Source organism: Pontibacter qinzhouensis, from assembly GCF_008017455.1.
Lineage (GTDB): Bacteria > Bacteroidota > Bacteroidia > Cytophagales > Hymenobacteraceae > Pontibacter > Pontibacter qinzhouensis.
Genome location: NZ_VRTY01000012.1, coordinates 32,530 through 53,553, shown reverse-complemented (window position 1 = coordinate 53,553; position 21,024 = coordinate 32,530). Strand labels below are relative to the sequence as shown.

The 21,024-nt window shown below is 47.8% G+C and carries 19 protein-coding genes; 6 read left to right on the top strand and 13 right to left on the bottom strand.

The genetic code is table 11. The features are described 5' to 3' along the window. Positions 1-165: 165 nt before the first annotated feature. Entirely contained in the window at positions 166-1,038 is an 873-nt protein-coding gene (locus FVR03_RS04870) for an SMP-30/gluconolactonase/LRE family protein (RefSeq protein WP_187270039.1), read from the bottom strand. A gap of 548 nt (positions 1,039-1,586) precedes the next feature. Here FVR03_RS04870 and FVR03_RS04865 point away from each other — a divergent pair. Next, positions 1,587-2,399, top strand: a complete 813-nt coding sequence (locus FVR03_RS04865) for a DUF4488 domain-containing protein (RefSeq protein WP_147920644.1) — start codon at positions 1,587-1,589, stop codon at positions 2,397-2,399. A 90-nt stretch (positions 2,400-2,489) separates the two neighbouring features. Here the strand turns inward: FVR03_RS04865 and FVR03_RS04860 are convergent, their stop codons facing one another. After that, on the bottom strand, positions 2,490-2,948 hold the full coding sequence (locus FVR03_RS04860; protein ID WP_147920643.1) for a YybH family protein: 459 nt from the start codon (positions 2,946-2,948) through the stop codon (positions 2,490-2,492). A gap of 119 nt (positions 2,949-3,067) precedes the next feature. After that, positions 3,068-3,643 carry a YMGG-like glycine zipper-containing protein gene (locus tag FVR03_RS04855; RefSeq protein ID WP_147920642.1) on the bottom strand — a complete coding sequence of 192 codons (576 nt, stop codon included), beginning with the start codon at positions 3,641-3,643 and terminating at the stop codon, positions 3,068-3,070. A gap of 306 nt (positions 3,644-3,949) precedes the next feature. Between FVR03_RS04855 and FVR03_RS04850 the strand changes: the two genes are divergently transcribed. Further along, positions 3,950-4,321: a hypothetical protein gene (locus FVR03_RS04850; RefSeq protein ID WP_147920641.1), complete on the top strand. Its 372-nt coding sequence runs from the start codon at positions 3,950-3,952 to the stop codon at positions 4,319-4,321. Between the two features lie 264 nt (positions 4,322-4,585). On the opposite strand, the gene FVR03_RS04845 is transcribed toward FVR03_RS04850, so the two are convergent. After that, positions 4,586-4,996, bottom strand: a complete 411-nt coding sequence (locus FVR03_RS04845; protein ID WP_222707172.1) for a hypothetical protein — start codon at positions 4,994-4,996, stop codon at positions 4,586-4,588. Positions 4,997-5,165: 169 nt separating this feature from the next. On the opposite strand from FVR03_RS04845, the gene FVR03_RS04840 reads away from it, so the two are divergent. Together FVR03_RS04840 and ppnP are read left to right on the top strand one after the other, a co-directional pair. Continuing rightward, complete coding sequence (locus tag FVR03_RS04840; RefSeq protein WP_147920639.1) at positions 5,166-6,266, top strand: Gfo/Idh/MocA family protein; 1,101 nt, start codon at positions 5,166-5,168, stop codon at positions 6,264-6,266. A gap of 74 nt (positions 6,267-6,340) precedes the next feature. Then, positions 6,341-6,622 (top strand): pyrimidine/purine nucleoside phosphorylase, encoded by a 282-nt coding sequence (gene ppnP, locus FVR03_RS04835; protein ID WP_147920638.1) that lies wholly within the window; start codon positions 6,341-6,343, stop codon positions 6,620-6,622. Positions 6,623-6,832: 210 nt separating this feature from the next. Here the strand turns inward: ppnP and thiL are convergent, their stop codons facing one another. The 5 genes from thiL to FVR03_RS04810 form a co-directional block, all read right to left on the bottom strand. Next, positions 6,833-7,858 carry a thiamine-phosphate kinase gene (thiL, locus tag FVR03_RS04830; RefSeq protein ID WP_147920637.1) on the bottom strand — a complete coding sequence of 342 codons (1,026 nt, stop codon included), beginning with the start codon at positions 7,856-7,858 and terminating at the stop codon, positions 6,833-6,835. 277 nt (positions 7,859-8,135) lie between these two features. Continuing rightward, positions 8,136-10,334: a ComEC/Rec2 family competence protein gene (locus tag FVR03_RS04825; protein ID WP_147920636.1), complete on the bottom strand. Its 2,199-nt coding sequence runs from the start codon at positions 10,332-10,334 to the stop codon at positions 8,136-8,138. Continuing rightward, complete coding sequence (locus FVR03_RS04820) at positions 10,334-10,798, bottom strand: GNAT family N-acetyltransferase (RefSeq protein ID WP_147920635.1); 465 nt, start codon at positions 10,796-10,798, stop codon at positions 10,334-10,336. The genes FVR03_RS04825 and FVR03_RS04820 overlap by 1 nt, the downstream gene beginning before the upstream one ends. A gap of 76 nt (positions 10,799-10,874) precedes the next feature. Then, positions 10,875-11,771 carry an Rpn family recombination-promoting nuclease/putative transposase gene (locus FVR03_RS04815; protein WP_147920634.1) on the bottom strand — a complete coding sequence of 299 codons (897 nt, stop codon included), beginning with the start codon at positions 11,769-11,771 and terminating at the stop codon, positions 10,875-10,877. Positions 11,772-11,965: 194 nt separating this feature from the next. After that, complete coding sequence (locus FVR03_RS04810; protein ID WP_147920633.1) at positions 11,966-13,003, bottom strand: PhoH family protein; 1,038 nt, start codon at positions 13,001-13,003, stop codon at positions 11,966-11,968. Between the two features lie 99 nt (positions 13,004-13,102). Between FVR03_RS04810 and FVR03_RS04805 the strand changes: the two genes are divergently transcribed. Further along, positions 13,103-13,879, top strand: a complete 777-nt coding sequence (locus tag FVR03_RS04805; RefSeq protein WP_147920632.1) for an SAM hydrolase/SAM-dependent halogenase family protein — start codon at positions 13,103-13,105, stop codon at positions 13,877-13,879. A 95-nt stretch (positions 13,880-13,974) separates the two neighbouring features. Beyond that, positions 13,975-14,268, top strand: a complete 294-nt coding sequence (locus FVR03_RS04800) for a putative quinol monooxygenase (RefSeq protein WP_147920631.1) — start codon at positions 13,975-13,977, stop codon at positions 14,266-14,268. 212 nt (positions 14,269-14,480) lie between these two features. Here the strand turns inward: FVR03_RS04800 and FVR03_RS04795 are convergent, their stop codons facing one another. From FVR03_RS04795 to FVR03_RS04780, 4 genes are all read right to left on the bottom strand, one after another. Beyond that, complete coding sequence (locus tag FVR03_RS04795) at positions 14,481-15,848, bottom strand: HmuY family protein (RefSeq protein ID WP_147920630.1); 1,368 nt, start codon at positions 15,846-15,848, stop codon at positions 14,481-14,483. A gap of 131 nt (positions 15,849-15,979) precedes the next feature. Further along, positions 15,980-18,241: a TonB-dependent receptor gene (locus FVR03_RS04790; protein ID WP_187270038.1), complete on the bottom strand. Its 2,262-nt coding sequence runs from the start codon at positions 18,239-18,241 to the stop codon at positions 15,980-15,982. Between the two features lie 676 nt (positions 18,242-18,917). Further along, positions 18,918-20,009, bottom strand: a complete 1,092-nt coding sequence (locus FVR03_RS04785; protein WP_147920628.1) for a hemin-degrading factor — start codon at positions 20,007-20,009, stop codon at positions 18,918-18,920. Further along, positions 20,002-20,829: a heme ABC transporter ATP-binding protein gene (locus FVR03_RS04780; protein WP_147920627.1), complete on the bottom strand. Its 828-nt coding sequence runs from the start codon at positions 20,827-20,829 to the stop codon at positions 20,002-20,004. Before FVR03_RS04780 ends, FVR03_RS04785 begins: the two co-directional genes overlap by 8 nt. Between the last annotated feature and the right edge of the window lie 195 nt (positions 20,830-21,024).

Sequence of the window (21,024 nt, the reverse complement as noted above, 5' to 3'; positions counted from 1 at the left end):
TTACCGGATTACCCTTGGCAAAAAAATCTTAAAAAACCTTCTGAAGGCCTTTTCCATTCAAATAATTAAAGCATGTAGCCAGAAAAACAAGCTGGAGCAGGCAATAAGTACAAGAGTAGCGGCGTGATTATGAATCGCCGCTACTGCTCAAATTTCACGCTTCTGCTAGTAATTGAGTTTATAGGCTACTACCCTGTTATCTTTAAAAGTAGGTACCAGCACCAGGTTTTCTTCTGCAATAAAGTCTATGTCGGCGGTGTTGGCTCCTGCGGCTTTGGTGTCGAGCATCAGGTGCTCCTGCCCGTTACTGATAAAGTAGATTTCGCCATCCCAGCGGCTGGCAATAAAGGTAGAGTCGTTCAGGATCACCAGGCCATCGCCACCTGTTACCGCTTCGTTTACAGGTTCGGTGTTTTTATCGGCCATAATGTAACGGTGCAAGCCTTTGCCATCGAGCAGGAACAGTTGGCCCGCTTCGTTAAAGGCCAGGCCGTTAATATTTTCGAGGCCCTCGGCAACAGTAACCACAGTGCCGTTTTCGAGTGAGTGAATTTTACCGGTTCTGGAGTCAGAGAAGTAAATAATACGGCCATCGGTTGCGGCATCGTTCAGGAACACAGCATCCTGCACTGGGTAACGGTTCAGCACTTTGCGGGAGGCCACATCTATTTCAACCAGCACATCGATGTCTGTAACATACAACCTGCCGTTTAGCATGGCCATTCCTTTGGGCGCGTTGAGGCCCGTAAGCCAGTTAAGTTCCGCTACAGAACCGTCTGGTTTCATGGTGGCAATAAACCCTTTCCCGTTTTTTTCGGCCGAATTACCGCTGATGTTGCTGACGTAGATAATATTAGCCGCACGGTCGTAGAGCGTAGACTCGGCTGTTGTCATGATGGTGTCGGTTTCCCACACCTTCGTAAGAGAAGGTTCTTTAATTGCGGCTACTTCTGTTTCTGCAGTTTCCTGGTTCTCAGGCTGGTTGGAACAAGAGAAAAGTACAGCAGAGGCTGCCGCGAGTATCCATATTTTTTTCATAGTACAGTTTAATTCAGGTAAAGCGATATCAACAGTTAATATTAGCACCACTTAGCAGAAATAACAAACGTTGGCTGCTAAATTCTGCCCGGCACTCATAAAACAAAGGTGTACGCAAAGGCACATAGCTATATGCAGACCTTACCGAAATGTAGCCAAAAAACCTTCGGAAGGCCATTTTCATTCAAATAATTCGTCACGAACTTTAATCAGGCAAAAAAAGATGCAAGTATGAAGACTCTAGTCATTTCTTTGCAATTTTTAATTATTCAGAAACTTGCACTTACCTGTAACTTTCAGATTCGAAGGTTAAAGTTAACTTCTTGCGTCCTGCGTCTTATGTCCAGTAACAGATAGCAGTGCTATTCCAAGTTCTGGAAAGTTGAGTCAAGGACTATAACTTGGTGCAGCACTTTCGTTGTAACTTACTTTTAATTGGCGGAATAGTTTAACTTAGGCATGTTAGTTTCGTTTTACAGTTTATTCCTTGCCTTCTTCTTTTTTAGTATAGAAATCGTTAAACATCTAAAACAAATAAATCATCTGCCATGAAAACTCACCTGCTATCTCCCTTCAAAAAAGCTCTGTGCCTTAGCCTGGTGCTGCTGATGGGCTTTACTGTACCCAAAAAAGATGTTGGTTCTGCCGCTTCATCGCCAGCGGTAGCGCAATCGAGCCCACAGGTTCAGGCTCTGGAAGGCGCCTGGAAACGAAGCACCAGCTCGGCCACAGGTCCGGAGGCGGGTGCAACAGTTATAAAACTCGTGGCCGATGGTTTTTTCTCGGTTGCTGTTTTCGATAAAGAGCAGAAAAAGTTTGTGGGCACCTATGGCGGCACCTATAGCATCAGCAATGGCCAGCTCACCGAAACCTACGAGTTTAATACCCTCGATTCTACTACCGTGGGCAGCTCCGTCACCAGCACCTTTACCCTTCAGAAAAACTCGCTGCAGCAAAAGCCAGCCTCCGGCAAACCCGAAACCTGGGAGAAATTACCCGCTGATAAAAGCAAGACACCACTTACCGGCTCCTGGCGCATCAGCGGTCGTGTAGATGAAGAAGGGAAAATGAGCACCATTAAACCCGGACCTCGCAAAACCATTAAAATACTGGCAGGCAACAGGTTCCAGTGGATTGCCTTTAACTCCGAAACGGCCGGCTTCTTCGGCACAGGCGGCGGCACCTACACCACCGGCAACGGCAAATACACCGAGCAAATCGAATTCTTCTCGCGCGACGGCAGCAGGGTTGGTCAGCAACTCAGCTTCGATTTTGAACTCAAAAACGGCGACTGGCACCACAGTGGCCTGAGCAGCACCGGCAACAAGATAAACGAAACCTGGCAACGGCTGCCGCATTAACCACTACACGCGTTACATAGAACTTTCCACAATAGAAAAAGGCCAGCTTGTTGCTGGCCTTTTTCTATAAATTTGCTTAACTGGTAGCACTTACCTATTCTTCACCTGCACAGGTAGCCCTTCTAGTTGAGCGTAACTTAACTTCCATGCGCCATCGGTTCCTTTTTTCCAGAGCAGCATAAAATTACCTTCTCCGATACCGTAGGGCTGATCTGGGCCTGCAGGCAGTACATCAACAGAATAAGTACCGCCTTCGTAAGCCATTTGGCTATCTGATGCAGAGCTAACGACGTTTGTCTTGAGGTCGCTGATAGTGCCGGTGGTTTCGCGTACCCAGTTTTTGGCTACTTCTGCTTTGCCCCGGTAGTGTACTTCGCCTTGCAGAAAATGAACATCTTCTGCCAGCATGGCTTCTAGACCGGCTACATCTTTATTGTTCCAGGCGCTGATAAACTCCTGGTTCAGGGCCTGCACGTTTACCCCCTCGTTATTGCCCGCACACGAAGCCAGCATAACAGTTATGACGATACTAAAGATAAATGATTTCATGACGTTGATATTTAGTTGAGTACTGCTACCGCGCCATAGCGCCTGTAGCCAGCTACAATTTAAAAGGAGGTGCCCGAACGCTGTAGCGCCTGGGCACTGTTAAGAGTAAAACTATTTCGTTACCAGCTCTTTCTTCTGAGTTCGGAGGTAGCGTAGGGTTTTGTATGGTCGCCGTAGTGGTTATTTGGCAAATAGGCCGTACTCATCATGTTAGGGACTACGTTTCCTTTGGCATCATACACCGAGGTAAAGTTTGCCATTTCGAACTCGCCCTGATTAGGCGCATAAGCATGCCCTGTAGTTACTGTTCGTGCCGGCGATGCTGGTTTTTGATTTGCTGCAGCCCGGCTGGTTTCCGTTCTTCTGGCCATGGCCCGTTCGGCAGCGGCTCTGTCGGCGGCGGCTTTGTTTGCGGCGGCTATTCTGGCTGCCTCAGCTTCCTTCTCTTTGTTTTTATTGTCGATGTGTTTGCCAATGGCATAGCCGGTACCACCACCAACCACACCTCCTACTACACCACCCACTACCCTGTTGCGCTTATGTATAATAGCACCTGCCGCAGCTCCGGTACCGGCGCCTATAACCGTGCCCTTTGCCTGCGGGCTCCATTTCTTTTTATCCTGAGCGTGCACAGACCCTGTACATGCGATGGCTACCATCAGCATCATACTTACTATTGAGGTTACCTTTTTCATAACAGTTTACATAAAGTTAAAAACAACTTATTTGCTATATATTGGAGAGCATTTGCAATTGGTGTGCCACAATCATTTTTATGTACAAGACGAAGCTCCCCAACATAGCATTTAAACAATATTTACATATAAATAATCTTATTTATCTCGTTAAGACCAGATGCTTTATAAGTGTTCTGCTAAAATTTATTTTTCTTTATTTTAGAAGAGTTACAACTTTCAAAATAACCTCTCAGAAGTAAAAAAGGCGGTTTTATTCACTTTCTGCGCAGGTCTTCGTATGGAGAATTAAAGCAAGAAGAAAAAATGATGGATCAGGAAAAAATGGCTTCGGCAGTGTTTCAGCAAATTTGTGAGGTAAACGACCTAAACCCTACAGCAATTGCTGCAGCAATGGAAGAATCAACAGCAGGCGCAGGAAAACTTGCTGGAAAAACCGAGGCAGAAAAACTTATCTGGACAGCTCTGGACCAGCGGGCACGGGTACTGCTCCAGCAACCGGGCCTCGATTTAACTGCAGCAATAAAAGGTGATGGCGGAGAATATGCGATAGATCCAGACCCCGCTGCCCCTGCTTTTGTTATTCAGGAAGACACTATAAGAAGTAAACACGGGCAAGCGCTTGCCGAAAAACTGATTGAGGCGCTTGGCCAGGTAAAATTGCCGGTGCAGGGCTAATGCTGTAGGTTTAAAAGTGCTTAAAAAAGGTAAAGGTGTATGTAGACCCTTGGCATCATATAGCCAAGAAATCTTCGGAAGGCACTTTTTATTAGAATAATTCAGATTTGGTAGCCATAAGAATCTTCTTAGCCCAGTCTTTTTTTCTACCTGAGCACTACCACAATCAAGGTCAACTTCAGCATAAGTATGATCTGTAGCATTGCCTGGTCGAAACTTTTAAACCCGATTTTTAAATTTGAAGCTGCTAAAAAACCAATTCTGTTAGTTATTGGTAAGCCAGGTTATCGCTTCCTTTTTTACGTAAAAATTGGAGAACAAAATACCCTTCAGCTTTTTACCGGCTACCAGGCTGGTGTAGAAAGTAAGTATCGCTTCTTTGGCTGAGTTGCTTGCACTCAACCTTGCCACTTTTTGCAGGCGTGTGGCAGTAAAAGTGCCAAGCAATTCTTCCATGAGCTGCAGGTAAGCTGTCGGAACAATTTCTGTTGCATTAGAGCTGGAGTCGATCAGTAGTTTTTTGATGTCGTAATGGCGCAGCACATCTCCCATCATTTCGAAAGCATACCTTAGTTCAGGTACAGCAACACCTCTTACATCCGGCCACTTCACGGTCAGCACATCGGCAGACGCGCTGTAGCGCATCTGGATAACATTATTTATATGGAGTAGCATGTTGGCGGGGCGGGTTAAGGTGCTGTGAAGGTACGCCATTAATTTCAATATAAGCATAATATTTAAAAAGATTCCGACAACAATAGTGGGTGGTGTTATAAAACAGTAAAAGACAAACAGGAGTATAACGAGCAGGTCATCTGTCACACGTTTGATAAAGTTAAATTTCATGAACCATTTTTCGCGCAGAACAATCTTAAAAAGCCTGGCACTGGGAAGTGCCGCCGTCCTTTTTTCGCCCCATACGCTACTGGCTGCCACACGCCAGCAAAAAAACCGGCTGGGGGTGGCACTGGTAGGCCTGGGCCATTACAGCACCGATTTGCTGGCGCCTGCCCTGCAGCAGACCAAACATTGTTACCTGGCAGGCATTGTAACGGGCACTCCTGCCAAAGCAGAAACCTGGAAACAGAAATACAAGATCCCCGACAAGAATATCTACAACTACGACAACTTCGATCAGATTGCCAACAACCCCGACATTGATGTCGTGTATGTAGTGTTGCCGCCATCTATGCACAAAGAATTTGTAGTGCGTGCAGCCAACGCCGGCAAACATGCCTGGTGCGAAAAACCAATGGCTATGACGGCCCAGGAATGCAAAGCCATGATCGATGCCTGCAGCCAGAACAAACGATCACTGGCCATTGGCTACCGTATGCAACACGAACCAAACACGCAGGAGTTTCAGCGCATTGTAAAACAAAAGCTGCTGGGCAACGTGAAGCAGGTTATTTGTGGTGCCGGTTACCGCGACAGCCGCTCCGACCACTGGAAACAGAAAAAGGAAATGGGCGGAGGCGCACTTTACGACATGGGTGTATACTCTATTCAGGGAGCCCGGCTCGGAACCAACATGGAACCGCTTGCCGTAGTTTCGGCCGAAACCTCTACTACCCGGCCCCATATTTATAAAGATGGCTTAGATGAAACCACTTCTGCCGTACTGGAGTTTCCGGGTGGCGTAATGGCCAACATTAAAACCAGCTTTGGCGAAAGCATAAATTATCTGAACATTACCTGCCAGAAAGGCGATATAAAGCTGGATCCTTTCCAGAGCTACGCCGGCATACGGGGCAGCAGCCCCCTTGGCGAGCTGAACCACTCGTACCAAGTGCCGTGGCAGCAGGCAAACCAGATGGACAACGATGCCCTCTCGATTATGCAAAACAAACCCATGCTGGTTCCAGGCGAGGAGGGCATGCGCGACATTCGTATTGTGGAAGCTATTTACCAATCGGCCCGCACCAGGCAACGGGTTAAATTATAGAGGCTCTAAAAGTTGTTTAGAATTTATAGCCAAAAACAGTTTACTTCGCGCTGCAAACTAACCCACAGACTTTTATGATCAATGTAAATGAGTATTTCGATGGTGCTGTAAAATCGCTTGGTTACCAGACAGCTGCCGGAAGATCTACAGTAGGTGTTATAAACGAAGGCGAATACGAGTTCGGCACATCAGAGCACGAAATTATGCACGTTCTTGAAGGCGAATTAAAAGCCTTGCTGCCTGGTGAGCAGGAGTGGCAGGTGTTCGGCGCAGGCCAGAAATTTGAAGTAGCAGCCAACGCTTCTTTTAAAGTAGTGGCAACAGCACCAACCGCCTACCTTTGCCAGTACCGGTAAGGCTTTAATTTAATTCAAAATTAGAAATTCAAAATTAGAAATTATAGTATTGTTTATTTCCTGCTATTCTCAAAAGCAGGATGCTTGGCAGCGCTTTTATAACATCCTGAAGAATCGCTCAAAGGAAGAGAGGCTCCTAAGAGGGCTGTTAGATCCTTTAAGTTAAATTTCTAATTTTGAATTTCTAATTTTGAATTTGGCCGTACGGCCTTAAAAGTGTTTCCAGCCCTGCGCCTGTAGCGGGAACGACTGCCCGTGCTTATTGGCCAGGTTTATGCCTTCGCTTTTGTTCGTTATTTTCCCTATGATGGTGATGTCCGGGTGGTTTTTCACTTTGTCGTAATCAGCAAGCGGCACTGTAAAAAGGAGCTCGTAATCTTCGCCACCGTTTAAGATGCAGGTAATCGGGTCGAGGTTAAACTCCATAGCCGCTTCGAGCGCCTGCTCATCAATAGGCAGGTTATCTTTATAAATAGTGGCACCCACACCCGATTGTGCACAAATATGAAAAAGCTCTGAAGCCAGTCCATCCGACACATCGATCATAGCAGTAGGTTTGATGCCGCGCTCTTTCAGGTCATAAACCACATCCATACGCGCTTCGGGCCTCAACTGCCGACCAACAATGTACTGCTTATCCTCCAGCTCCGGCTGCATGTCCGGGTCTGCCAGAAACGCCTGCTTTTCACGTTCCAGAATCTGAAGACCAAGATAAGCGGCTCCCAAATCGCCGGTTACGCAAATCAGGTCGTTTTCTTTGGCACCGCTCCGCAGAACTGCCTCACCCTTCGCTACTTCGCCAATAGCCGTTACGCTGATAACCAGGCCGGTTCTCGAGGAGGTCGTATCGCCACCCACCAGATCAACTTTGTAATTCTCGCATGCCAGCCTGATGCCTTCATATAGTTCCTCCACTGCCTCGACCGTAAACTTGGCACCCAGTGCAATGTTCACTGTAATCTGGGTAGGTTTGGCGTTCATAGCTGCAATATCCGATACGTTAACGGCCACAGCTTTATAGCCCAGGTGCTTGAGCGGGCAAAACGTCAGGTCGAAGTGCACTCCTTCTAACAGCATATCGCTCGACACGACCAGCTGCTTTTCGGTTGGCTCCAGCACAGCAGCATCGTCTCCGATGCCTTTTATGGTGGAATTCTGCTGGAGCGTTATCTTATCTTTTATCAGTTTAATTAAACCAAATTCGCCGAGTTCACTTAAGGGAGTCATGTTGCTCATGGTATATGCTGCTTGTACAGGTGCAAAGGTAAGGCATTTAAGTAAACGGACACAAGTATCAGGACGCAGGACTTTTATGAGTTACAAGTGAAGAGTTAAGGATTTTTTATTCATTCAAACAAAATTTCGCCTTCTCCATCTTCAAATTTCCAAATCTTCACATCAACAAATCAACCATTTAACAATCAGTAACCAGCAACCAAATTATTCTAATGAAAAGAGCCTTCCGGAGGCATTTATTGTTCTTCAGGCCTTAGGGTCAAACTTAATGGCAAGGCTACTCCAGCTCCGCCACAAAAGCCCCATCCACACTTACATCATGAAAAGGAATATGGAGGGCAAGCAGCTGAGGTTTCAGTCGCTCCAGGTACCAGGGGCTGTTCGAAGCGTCGAGAATAAGTTTCCGGAACTGAAGTGGCTGCAGGTCCTCCGGCACGAGGCGGGCATTTTTAGTGATAAGCACAAAATCGGGGTTCAGCAGTTCCGGCGGCTGCACCTTCAGCGGCTTTGTAAGCACAAGCAGGCGCAAATCCTGCCACTGGTAAACGATGTTACTGTCGGGTAGCATAGCGTAGGCTGCTCCTGCCGGAGGAACTGAAGAATTTATTTGAGTGAAATCGGGCTTCATTACCCCTTGTTGCCACAGGTGCGGCTGCACATTAAAAGTATAGTCTGGTGCAGCAGGATGTAGCGCAGCATTGCTCACGACTGCCGCCTTCTTGCCATTTACAAGCGCAAAGGCCGTGTTGCCACGCAGGTTGTATACAGCAAACCGCTGTTGCCGAAATTGTTGCCCGCTTTTCTGTATCTGCTGAAATGCCAGCATAGCCGTAACCAAAACAGCTACAGCAAGGTAACTAAGCCGCCTGTAGGCCATGAAAAGCAACAAAAGCAACATAATGCCATAGAGCAGCCAGGTTTGCAGCGCATTTATGTCGATGCCCTGAACAACGGCATGCGGCAGTTGCTCTACCCATAGGTTAAACTCATTCATGCACCAGATCAGCCCGAAATGCAGCCGGAACAAAGCCCAGCCCAGTAGCGGCACACACGAAAAAAACAAAGCTCCCACTCCCATATATAGCACCAGCATAGCCAGCGGCACAACAAGCAGGTTTGCAAACCAGAAATAAACCGGAAACTGGTAGAAATAAAATATACCTAGCGGAGAAGTAGCCAGTTGTGCCGCCACCGACAAGGTAAATGAAACCCATATGGTTTCTGGCAAGCTCAAGACCATACTTTTCGCTACCAACAAGGGTGCCTTTTTTATTTCTTTGAAGTTAAATGGCCGGTGATGTGCTTCAAAGCAAGAAAAATCAAGTACTCTGTTTAGCTTGGGCTGCAAGTACACAATACCCAGCACCGCCAGAAACGATAGCTGAAAACCTACATCAAACAGGTAATATGGATCGAGAAACAGAAGTATAAAAGCAGCGATAGCCAGCGTGTTATAACTGTTCGTTTTACGCCGTATAGCCTGTGCTACCGTCACGAGCGAGAACATAAGCACCGCTCGCTGCACCGATGGCGAAAGGCCTGTAAGAAAGGCATACAGCATTAAGAAGCCAATTATAACTACAGCCCCAAAAACGCGCTGACTTTTATTCCGACGAAACTTTTTGAACAGTAACGACAATGGCAGGTAAATCATACCTACATGCAACCCCGAAACCGCCAGCACATGCATAGTACCGGTGCTGGAATAAGCAGAGCGGATGGCGTTATCCATATCATCTTTCACACCCAGCACAAGTGCCGTTGAGATGCCATATTCCCGCCGCTCCTCTATTGACTCCTGCAGAATCGCATCCAGTTTCCGGCGCAGTATAATGCTGTAATATTTAATCGGGTTGGGTGGATCGGTGCCAAGTAACTGGTACTGCTGTGGCCGTAGAGAGTGCCGGTGGTAAATGTTTTTGTTGGCGAGGTATTGTTTGTAATCGAACTGGTTGGGGTTTGTGGGCGGTGGCACAGCCTGTGGAGCACCCCGTATTAACAGCCTGTCGCCATAACGCACCTCATATTTTTTCTCCGAATCATGTGGCACCGATAGCTGCACTTTGCCTGTCACCTGCCGCCAAACGCCATCTGCCTGCACCTGTTCCAGCCTGAGCACTGTACTCTGATAACCGGTTTTCTGCGCTACAAAATCATCTACCACACCCACATAAGCCGTAGGCTGGCCTGGCAGCTGCAACAGGTGATCCTGCCGGTGCGATTCTGTATGCCAGTGTGTTAGCCAGATACCACCTGCTACAAAGCAGAGCAACCCTAGTGTGCCAGTTACAGCCGTTGCGTGTGCTGTTTTCAGGTGTTTGCTCACAAGACAAGTTAGCACAAAGGCTAAAATAAAAAAAGCAAGGATCTCCTGGCTATGCCTGAACTCCTTGCCTGTAAAAATATAAATCAGGATGCCTGCTATGAAGCATAGCGTGATGCGCAAAAACGGGTATGGTGCCCAGGGCAGCCGCATCAGCCTCTAAAATACATTTTATAGTGTTCGATGTCGCACTCTCTGAATTGCTCGCCTTCCGGCTCAAAGCCATGGCGGCTGTAGAAACGGAAAGCTGGTAATTGCGCATGCAGGTAGATTTTCTTTTCCGGGTGTTGGGCCTGTACATCCTCCAGTATTACCTTTAGCAGCTTCTCACCAACGCCTTGGCTCCGAAAGTCTTTCAATACGGCAAACCGCTCCAATTTAACGCCATGTTCGGTCACGCGCCAGCGGGCAGCACCAACCGGAGCACCAGCGTAAGTGGCCAGGTAGTGGGTAGCGCTACTTTCATAGGAGTCGTACTCCGCGTCGGCAGGCACTCCCTGCTCCTGCACAAACACCTGTCGCCTTACCTGCATGGCCAGTTGCCTGTCTGTGTCATTCCCTATCCTGATGACGGTAGTAATCTCATCAGTGGCCTCTACCGCGCTTTCTTGTTGCATGCTATTGTTGTATACTTATTATTTTGTATATTTTAAAGTATTACGATATTATATAGTGAACAGGTTACTGCCAATCTTACATCAGCTTTTCAATGTCATCTTTCGATAAGCCTGTTAGGTCAATAATATCTTCAACAGCAAACCCTTTTGCGATTGCTTTTCTGGCAATCTCCAGAGCCCGCTGTTTTCTACCTTGCTCCCAACCTTCCTGTCTACCTTCTTCCCTACCCTCTTCCCGACCTTCTTCCTTGGCTGTATCTAAGGAATTTTTTAAGTCCCGGTAATATTTTAAACTGTCTTCATACAACCGAACCTGGTGAGGCGTAAACTTGGCTATCTCGGCCGACTCAAAAAGCTTTTCAAAGATCCGTTCCCGCAGTTTATCCGGTATACGCTCTAACCTGTGCAGGTTTTTTATAACAAAAAGCCATTTATCGAACCGCGTTTCAAGCTCTTCCAGGGTTTTGTTGAACTTGGGCATTTCGAGGTAAATGAAGGTGAGTTTATTATAAAACACCTTTTTTGTTTCTATATCCGACAGCTTGATGTCGTAGCGGAATTTATGTGGTTCGTTCTTATCTTCCTCGAAAACAAAGTCGAGTATGGCAATGGTGTACACAGCTTTCAGCTCATAATTCCACCCTGCTCGCTTTGCCTGCTCGCGTATCGCGAAGGTGGCGTAGTACAGCGTCCGGTCTTTGAAGAAGTTTTGCTTTGTTTTCTGAAGCTCTACTATAAACTTCTCGCCCCGCTCATTTTCGCAATACAAATCGAAGATGGCTTTTCTATCCAGTTCGCTGGTGCCTAAATTTTCGTTCTTCAGGTAGGTCAGTTCTACAATCTCCCCCTGTTCTTCTTTCAGCAATACATTCAGAAAATCGAGCAGCAGTTCTTTGTTTGGCTCCTCGCCGAAAATGCGCTTAAAGCCGTAGTCGGTAAACGGATTGACGTACTTTTCTTCAAATCTATCCATGATCTTACACTTTACACAAAGTTACAGCTTTTACGAATTTATGCTTTCACAAATTATTTACATGAAATGGGCCTCCAAAAGGGAAAGTACAATTTAAGTCTCAAGGGTCATGAACAGAAAAAGCTCCCTATTAAAGGAGCTCTTGCTGTAACTTATATTTGCACTGTTCAAGGAAACCCTAAATTAAACAAAGGTTAGTTCTTAGACACCACCTCAAATGTTTTTCGGCGCCCGTTTCCGCGGTCTCCATCGGTAGCTTCATTTTCGTCTCTGGCGGCACGGCGTTCTTCATCGAGTTTGGTATACGCATTTACGATATCCCGTACCAGCCTGTGGCGCACCACATCTTCTGCGGTCATTTCTACAAAGCCAATACCCTTAATGTCCTTTAGAATATGCAGGGCTTCCATTAAACCGGATCGCTGGTTGCGCGGCAAGTCGATCTGGGAGCGGTCGCCGTTTACCAGCACTTTCGCAGTTGGCCCCATACGTGTCAGGAACATCTTGATCTGGGCAGGCGTAGTGTTCTGCGCCTCATCGAGCAGCACAAAGGCATTATTCAGCGTTCGGCCGCGCATATACGCCAGGGGAGCAATTTCTATAATTTTGTTTTCCTGGTAATACTTCAGCTTCTCAATCGGAATCATGTCTTCGAGGGCATCGTAGATCGGGCGCAGGTAAGGGTCTACTTTGTCCTTCATGTCGCCGGGCAAAAAGCCAAGGCTTTCGCCAGCCTCTACCACCGGCCTCGAAATTATAATTTTCTTAACTTCCTTATTCTTAAGGGCGCGCACCGCCATGGCCACCGAAATATAGGTTTTACCTGTACCGGCAGGACCTAGAGCGAACACCAGGTCATTTTTTGCCACGGCATCTACCAGCTTCTGCTGGTTAGGCGTTTTAGCCTTGATCATGCCACCTTTTACGCCATACACAATAACGTCTGGAGCGGTAATAACTTCTTCATCATCTAATAAAGGATCAGAAGAAAGGTATCTGTTCACGCTGTTCTGCGTAAGCTTACCAAACTTATGGTAATGATCGATCAGGGAAGAAAGGATGTCGTGAATTTTAATGATTTCGGGAGTTTGACCCTGGATCTTGATTTCGTTTCCTCGCGATATAATCTTGCTGCTTGGAAAGGCAGCGGCAAGCTGTTTTATGTTCTGATTCCCTGTCCCCAGGAAGTCTACAAGGGAGATGTTCTCCAGCGTTATAACTTTCTCTACCAAATGCTTCCTCTTAAATATAGTTCGATGGTAATTTTTTGCTTAATTTAAATAAATTTGTCACATATAGAATACAATTCTCCACAAATTATAGTTCGTACTATGGCTGTAATTACGTTCACCTCCGATTTTGGATATGCCGACCATTATGTGGCTGCTGTAAAAGCCAGAATTCTGACCCACGATGCCCAAGCGCAGATCGTGGATATTTCGCATGCCGTGGAGCCCTACAACATTCCGCAGGCGGAGTACGTGCTGGGGTCGGTCTATCATGAATTCCCGCTGGGAACGGTACATCTGGTGGGCGTAGACACGCACGGCAGCAAAAAAGTGCGCTACCATGCGGCCTTTTACAAAGGGCATTATTTCCTGATGGCCGACAATGGCCTGCTCTCGCTCCTGACCGACGACAAGCCCGACAAAGTGGTGGAAATAGCTACACACGGACAGGTATTCTCTTTTCCGGCAAAAGAACTGCTCGCTCCAGCGGCAGTATTTCTGGCCAAAGGCGGCGACATAGAGGTGCTTGGCGAAACTACCGCCGATTTCAGGCACCTGCTCAACCGGCAGCTCCGATTAAACGACCACTCCATTACAGGCCATGTTATACACGTGGACCAGTACGGCAATCTGGTTACCAATATTACCCGTGAGAGCATCGACACCATATCGCATGGCCGCACCTACACCATTCATTTCGGGCGCGAAACCATTGCCAAAATTCTAGCTAACTACAACCAGGCCGATGAAGGCGACACCTGCTGCATCTACAACAGCCTGGACCAACTCTGTATTGGCATCAATAAAGGTAACGCTTCCGAGCAGTTACGTCTCGGCTTCGACTCGCAAATAGACGTCCGGTTTTACCCGGGAGGTTAATTTGGAATTTTGAGTGAATGAGTGAATGTTTTTTTGCCCTCTGTTCAGTACCTAAACCAAAAACTTGAAAGAATTCAAAACTCAAAATTAAAAAAATGCTGATACGGATCGTGCGCATGACTTTTCGGGAGGAGGAAACGGAGGCTTTTCTGGCTATTTTCAGAAACTCGCGAGATAAGATTCAGAGCTTTGCAGGGTGCCGGCATGTGGAGTTGCTGCAGGACCTGCACCAGCCGAATGTGTTCAGCACCTATAGCCTCTGGGACTCAGAAGAACACCTGAACGCCTACCGCCAGTCTGAGCTGTTCCAATCTGTCTGGAAAGAGACGAAGGCATTATTTGCTGCCAAACCACAAGCCTGGTCGCACCGGCATTTGATAGTAGATTAACTCGCATCCAGAAATAAATTACCCTTGAACAAAACAGCCTTCCAAATGCTAAAAAAGCTTCTGGAAGGCTGTTTTCATTACAATAATTACTCCTGACCGAGTTTTACTTAAAAATAGCAATGGTAAATAGCGGCAGATTTTAGTAGATCTGTGTTAAAGTACGACAACAACCAGGCGGACCTGCCAAACCAACCCGATTGAAGCCAAATAACCTAAGCTCCTTTTTTTACCAGAGCATACTGAATTTGTGGCTTGCCACGTTCGCCACTTTGGGTCATGGCCGTAAATTTGAGTTTGTAGATGTTACCGTCCGCATCTTTCACCACATAAAACCTATCGATGTAAACATTGGGCGCTCCCTCTCCTGTAGTAAAGCGCCAGTCTGAGCCAATGGCCATGCGGTTCGTTTTAAAATCGAGACCGGAAAGGTGACTTTCGCCAAAGGCATCGTAACTAACCTCACTCGCCGGCACTTTGGCTACTGCGGCACCACCCAGGTTGTTGAGCAGCACCATGTCCTGAAAATAATAAGGTATAGCACCCGATTTGTAGGTGTAGGCAGTCCAGGCGATGTCCCAGCGATCTTTGGCTGGCTCCACCGTTACCGCACCATTCGTAAACGACACATACTGGAAATTGTAGTTGCTGTCTTTTGCAACCGTCAGCTCCTTAAAGGTGGTGGCCTTAATATCGGCATATTGGAGTTTGTAGCCGTTACCGCTGCGCAGCACCCGAATCTTTTGCCAGCCTCTGGCAGCAGCGCCTTTTGTACCACGGTTAACGATGTACACCTTGTTTTCCGAATCGGTGGCAGAAACGGAAGCAATGGCAGTTTTGGTCAGATCACCTTCCACATCATCTATGAAATTCATGGCTTCTGGTGAGAAGGTATCCAGGCTGAGTTTAGAGACAAGTGCTACTGTATCCTGGGCAGTAACCTGGTTCAGATCTGTTTTATCTAAAGCAATGGCCAGTGCTCCGGTTTCGTTGTTGAGGATCACCCTGAAATCGTCTCCGGCAAAAAAACCAAGGTCCCAGGCGATGCGGGCAACGGCTACCTGCCTGTTGGCGCTTAAGTCTATAAAAACCTTGTTCAGATATGCAGCTCCTCCCCCGTTTATAGCCATAGCGGCATTTTGCGAAAGAATTTCGGAGAAGCTCAGGGTAAGCGAAGCCGCACTGCCTACTACTATTCCCACACTGGCTGCTGCCATCGTAAAGCTGATTTCCTCATCCCCATCGAGCAGCAAGCCCGCCACCTTCTTCACCTTAATGGACGCTTCGCTGCTGCCTGATGGCACGGTCAGGTCTATAGCGCCATTTGTGGCTGCCGGCTCTGTTGTAAAATGAGTGCCGTAGGTGAGGCTGGTGCTTTGCAAAGTTACCGTAACCGGAACCGCCGCATCAGTTGCCCGTGTGAATCTTACTTTTACGTCGATTTCGGTAGCCTGCGCCTCAAAGCCAATCGTTTCGGCCTCGAACTGCACCATGTTATCTGGTAAAGGAGGATCATCGTCTTGGCAGGACACGAGCGAATGCAGGACAAACAGCATCAAAAATGAATAATATAAACGTTGCATGTAAGTAAGGTTTTTAAGATTAGTTGAAGTAAATTATTTAAATAAAAATGGTCTTCAGAAGGAAAATAAGTGTTTTGTAGCCAAGGGTTTAGGCAATTAAAAAGGGGCATAAAAGCTGGTGTGGCTTCAGGCTACAGTTTGCTTAACTGAAAGTTCAGGCCCAGGAAAAAGGAGCGCCCATAGCCTACCGGGCGGTTGCCTCCTGTGCTATGCGCACCTCCCGTAATAAGCTGCGAACTGGTAATCTGCTGCACATCGAACAGGTTTTTCACCCCGACATTCAGCGTCAGAAATTTTGTTAATGATTTAGTGGCAGTAACATCAGCCCAGCTAAAACCTGCTATTTCGGCCAGGTAAACAGATTCAGTGCCCAGCACATAGGTTGGCATTACGCCTGTGTACTTATAAAAAACCCCGAAGCTGGCACCAAGGCTGCGAAAGGAATAGGTGGCATTCAGGATAACTTCCGGCGACCAGGTAAAATGCGCCAGCCCCTCCTGCTCCTCATAAAACCGGTTGTAGCGCCCGATATAAGAGGCACCTGCCGTTGCCTCAAAAGCCTCCACCCGAAGCGTATTGGTTACATTAGCCCCGGTTGTTTTATGCCTCTCTACATTTAGGTAAGTGTAATTGCCGGGGGTACGTGCATCCTGCCCGGTCGTAATCTGGTTATCGAGGTGGTTGTAAAAAGTGCCAATGGTAGAGGCTAGCTGCACCCTGCTCCCCTCCAGCACCTTCCAGGCCAGCGATCCATTCACGCTATGCGACAGCTCCGCCTGCAGATCGGTGTTCCCGACAATGTTGTGGCTGGCATCATGGAAGTTAAAGTAAAGCTCCCGCAGCGATGGTGCCCTGAAACCACGGCCATACGCCACCCGAAGATCCAGCTTAGGAGTAAGGCTTACTTTTGCATTTACAGATGGAAGAACAGGTGGTGCCTGATACACTGAATTATGAACCACCCGTAGCCCCGGCCTGATATGTATGGTAGAGGATGGACTAAACTCCGCCGATACAAAAAGAGCGTAATCATTAATGGCTGGTTCTCCTGCTATTCTGTCGCCGCTGCCTTTCTCCAGGTTCAGGTCTACTCCGGGTTGTAGCGCTATAGCAGACGATAAAGCATATTGTACCGTGCTGCGAAATGTTGTGCCGCTGAAGGTGGTCATATCCTGGGCACCTGCCGCCAGCGAAAGTGTTTCTTTGCCCGTGGCTTCTTCTACCTCCACGCCCTGGGTTCTGCGACTGAAATTGGTGTAGGAGGCTACTGCTGTGGCACTCAGCTTTTCGTTTAGCTGCCAGTCTGCCTGCGCCTGGTGCATGTAGCGCTTGCTCAGGTAATTTTTATCCGTGGTTCTGCCGTTTACAAAAGTGCCCAGGTTATTAATTTCCTCGTCGAGCAGGTTCAGGCGGTACCAGGTTTTCAGGTGGCTGCTCTGGTAACCAACCAGCACATCTCCGAGCCACTGCTCTTTCGGGTGCCACGGCCAGGCTAACCCTCGCCCAACTTTACCGCCCTTAAGACCCGTAAAATTATTGTGCGAAATTCCTCCCACCAGCTGCCAACCTTTATGTTGCCAGCTGGCCCGAAGATTTTGGTTATGGATGCCACTTTCGGTGCCGTATTCCTTGGCAATTGTTTCCTCGTGCAACCGGGCCGACAAGGCAAGTTTCTCGGTTCCTGGTTTTTTGGTGATGATATTGATGACACCAGCCAAGGCATCAGCACCGTACACCACCGACATCGGTCCTTCCACAATCTCGATGCGCTCAATGCTGTTAATGTCTAACTGATTAATATTGATTTCGTTGGAGGTTCCTCCACGGCCAATCATGGGAGCACCATCGAGCAGCACCTTTACATTCTGCCCAGAAATACCCTGCAAGCTCAGGTTGGAGCTGCCCAACGCCAGATCCTGGTCGAACCGGATGCCAAGCTGGTTGTTCAGCACCCCCTGCACATCGGTTGCACCCCGCATCCTTATCTGCTCACTGCCGATAGTACGCACCTGGTACACCGACTTACGCGCCGACTGCGGCTCAAACTGCCCTGTAACCACCACATCGGGCAGCTCAACAGCCTGCTGGTTTAGCTTGATGGGTGGTAATTCGAGTGTCTGATGCGGCACAATGGCTACCTGAAGAGCTACATTTCCGGAACCTATCGCCTGCGCTGAAATGGTGTAAGTGCCTGCAGGAGCTGTAAACTGAAAGGTGCCATCTTCCTGCGTTATGGTGCCAAAAGAAGTTCCTGCCAAAGCAACAGAAGCGTATGCCACGGGTTTGCCACCAGCAGTCAGCACTTTCCCTTGAACAGTGCCAGACGGCTGCTGCGCATACACACCTGGCAAGCAAAACAGAAAACAGAAAAACAGAATAGTAGAGGTTCTCATAAAAAATAAGGAACTAACAACATGGCTATAGCAATTCAGAAAAGGCAACAGCATACAGGGCTGCTCCTGCCGCAGCTACTAGTTGGAAGTGCTACGGCAACAGGGCAGAATAAGAAAAACTGATACGTCTTGTGTTAAATCACCAAATGGAGTTAACGAATTATTTGAAGTAAAAGCAGCAGCAGGCAATTTGGTCAGCTTAACTGCCGGATGAATAAGACGGTATTACCCTTGGCAGAATTCAATTAAAATTTCTTCCGAAGGCCATTTTCATTTGAATAATCTTTCGTTCGATGCTAGAAGAGGTTCGGGCAGTGCTACAAAATTTGTGTGCAGGTACCGAAGCAGAACCATTGGAGCAGGCAAATTTCACCTTTCACCTGCCCCTCCGGCCTTATCAGTAAAGCAAAAACTAATAAACTATCTGCAACGAAAACACACCAGCTGTTATATATTAAACCTTGCAACTAATAAACTAAGTACTACTAGAGCCAAAAGCGCCGGTTAAGGAATTATTAAAAGCATTCAAAGGAGGTTTGTCGGATTGAAAAGGCACATTTCATCGTTAGTTTCTAAATTATTCAAATGAAAACAGCCTCCAGAAGGTTTTTCATCCGAATCTTGCCAAGGGTCTAACTTAAATAAACTAAGGTCTTTCTAATTACCTGTGAACATGTTACCGTTTTGGCAACTGCTTCACCAGCTCTCGCCAGGCTTCCTGCTCCGGCTGGCCTGGTTTGCGGAGGCCAAAGTAAGTCACCACCAGCTCCTGATCATGATCGTACAGCTCCACCGATGTCACCAGTCCGTCGCGGGTTGGTTTCAGCACCACCCAGGCCGAGGCAATGGTATCCTGGCGAAGGTGCATGTTAAACTGCGGGTCAAGTACGTTAACCCAGGTCTCTGATCCGGCATGCCCACGCTCCAGCACCCGAATGGTTCTCACTTTATCCTGGTGAATCTGGATGTTGCCACGGTTGCCAACAAACACCATAATAGGCAGTTTTGCGGCAGCTGCTGCTTCCAGAAGGAATTTTGAACAGGCCAGGTCTACAGGATACGTAAAAGGTCCGTGCGCCAGTTTCAGGGCCTGGTGCCGCTGCACCTGATGCTTTTGCAACATGCTATGGAAATCGTGGGTATCTTCCAGCTCAGACCAATCGTAGAGCAGCGCCTGCACATCAACATCGGTGGCATAAGTTTTAGCCGGGTAAGCTTCGGTATACTGCTCCTGGCTCTGGTCTTCCGAACTGAAATCATCTACGATGCCAGCCAGCACACCATAGTTACTTTTACCTTCCTGCAGGTAAATTTTTGTTATGGCTTCACCGGCTTTGTCGAAAACCTGTATGCTGGTTAAATTCCGGCCGCTCTTCTCCTGCTCTACCAGAAAGGCCACATGCCAGTTAAAGAAGAACATACGCGTTTCTATGGGGCCAATAACTGTGCCCACGCCTCCATTGCCGCTTCCGCTGGTGCTTATCTGCTCAAACACACCTTTATGTTCCAGTATGCAACTATCGTTTCGGGTAAGCGACATAACATAGCCCAGCTCCGGCAACCGCTTTACCAACTCGTGCCAGTTGTTGTTTAAGCGTATGGCACTGGTACCCACCAGTGTGGCAACCAGTGCCGCTTCGCTGGTACCTAGTTCCCGTGCCCCTTCCCGTATCCGGATGCCTGGCTTTGCCTGTTGTAGCCCCGCCCAGGCTTTTGCCAGTGTGTTGGCTACAGCTGTAGCTTTTACTTCTGTTATCGTATTATCCATGATTGCTGAATTTTAAAGCGTATATTAGTTCATTTTTCGGTTGCTGCTGTGGCATAGCCATTACAAAGGGGCGGCCACAGCAGCCATTACACACCACCTGCACCGGGTGCGAGAATGTTTTTTCCAGTAAGCCCTCCTGCATTACCTCGGCAACAGCGCCTTGTGCTATGGGTTTACCGTCTTTCAGTAAAAGTAGTTCATCGGCATAGAGTGCCGCCAGGTTCAGATCGTGCAGAATGGCCAGTACGCCTACATTTTGCCTGCACAGGTTCTTTGCCACTTGCAGCATGCTGTGTTGCTGCGCCAGGTCGAGGCTGGAAGTAGGCTCATCGAGGAGCAGGTAGCGCGGCGACAAAGTTTTGTTTTTTATCTGGGCCATAACCCGTGCCAGCTGCACCCGTTGCTGCTCCCCACCCGAAAGCGTTACATACTTCCGATCAGCGAGCAGTTGCAACCCGAGTGCTTCCATTATTTCTTCGGCCACTGCCTCTGTCTGTTGCCGAGGCTCGTGGTATGGCAAACGCCCCAGCTGCACAATTTCGCGGGCCGTGTACGGGAAGTTAATATGGATACTCTGCGGAAGCACTGCCCGCACCAGCGCCAGCTCCTGCGCCTTGTATTGTGGCAGCGGTTTCCCGTTTAACTTCACCTCCCCGGCGTACTGGCTCAGCTCGTTTGAGAAAATTTTGAGCAAAGTCGATTTCCCGGCTCCGTTGGGTCCTAGCACTGCCGTAAACACCCCCGGCTTTACTGCCAGGCTCACCTGCTGCAACACCTGCCGGTTGCCTCTTTTCAGACTGATATGTTGGGCTGTGTACATATATTTGGCTTTGCCAGATTAAGTTGGTAAGTGCTATTTTTTTAATTTGGAAATTTGAAAATTTGAAGATTTCCAAATGACAGTTCTGTAAATCATTTTTAACTCTGAAACCCTTGAAACATCTTTGTGCATGAAGCTTTGGAAGGCTATTTTCATTAGAATAATTCAGGCATAAAATATACAAAGCACCATATT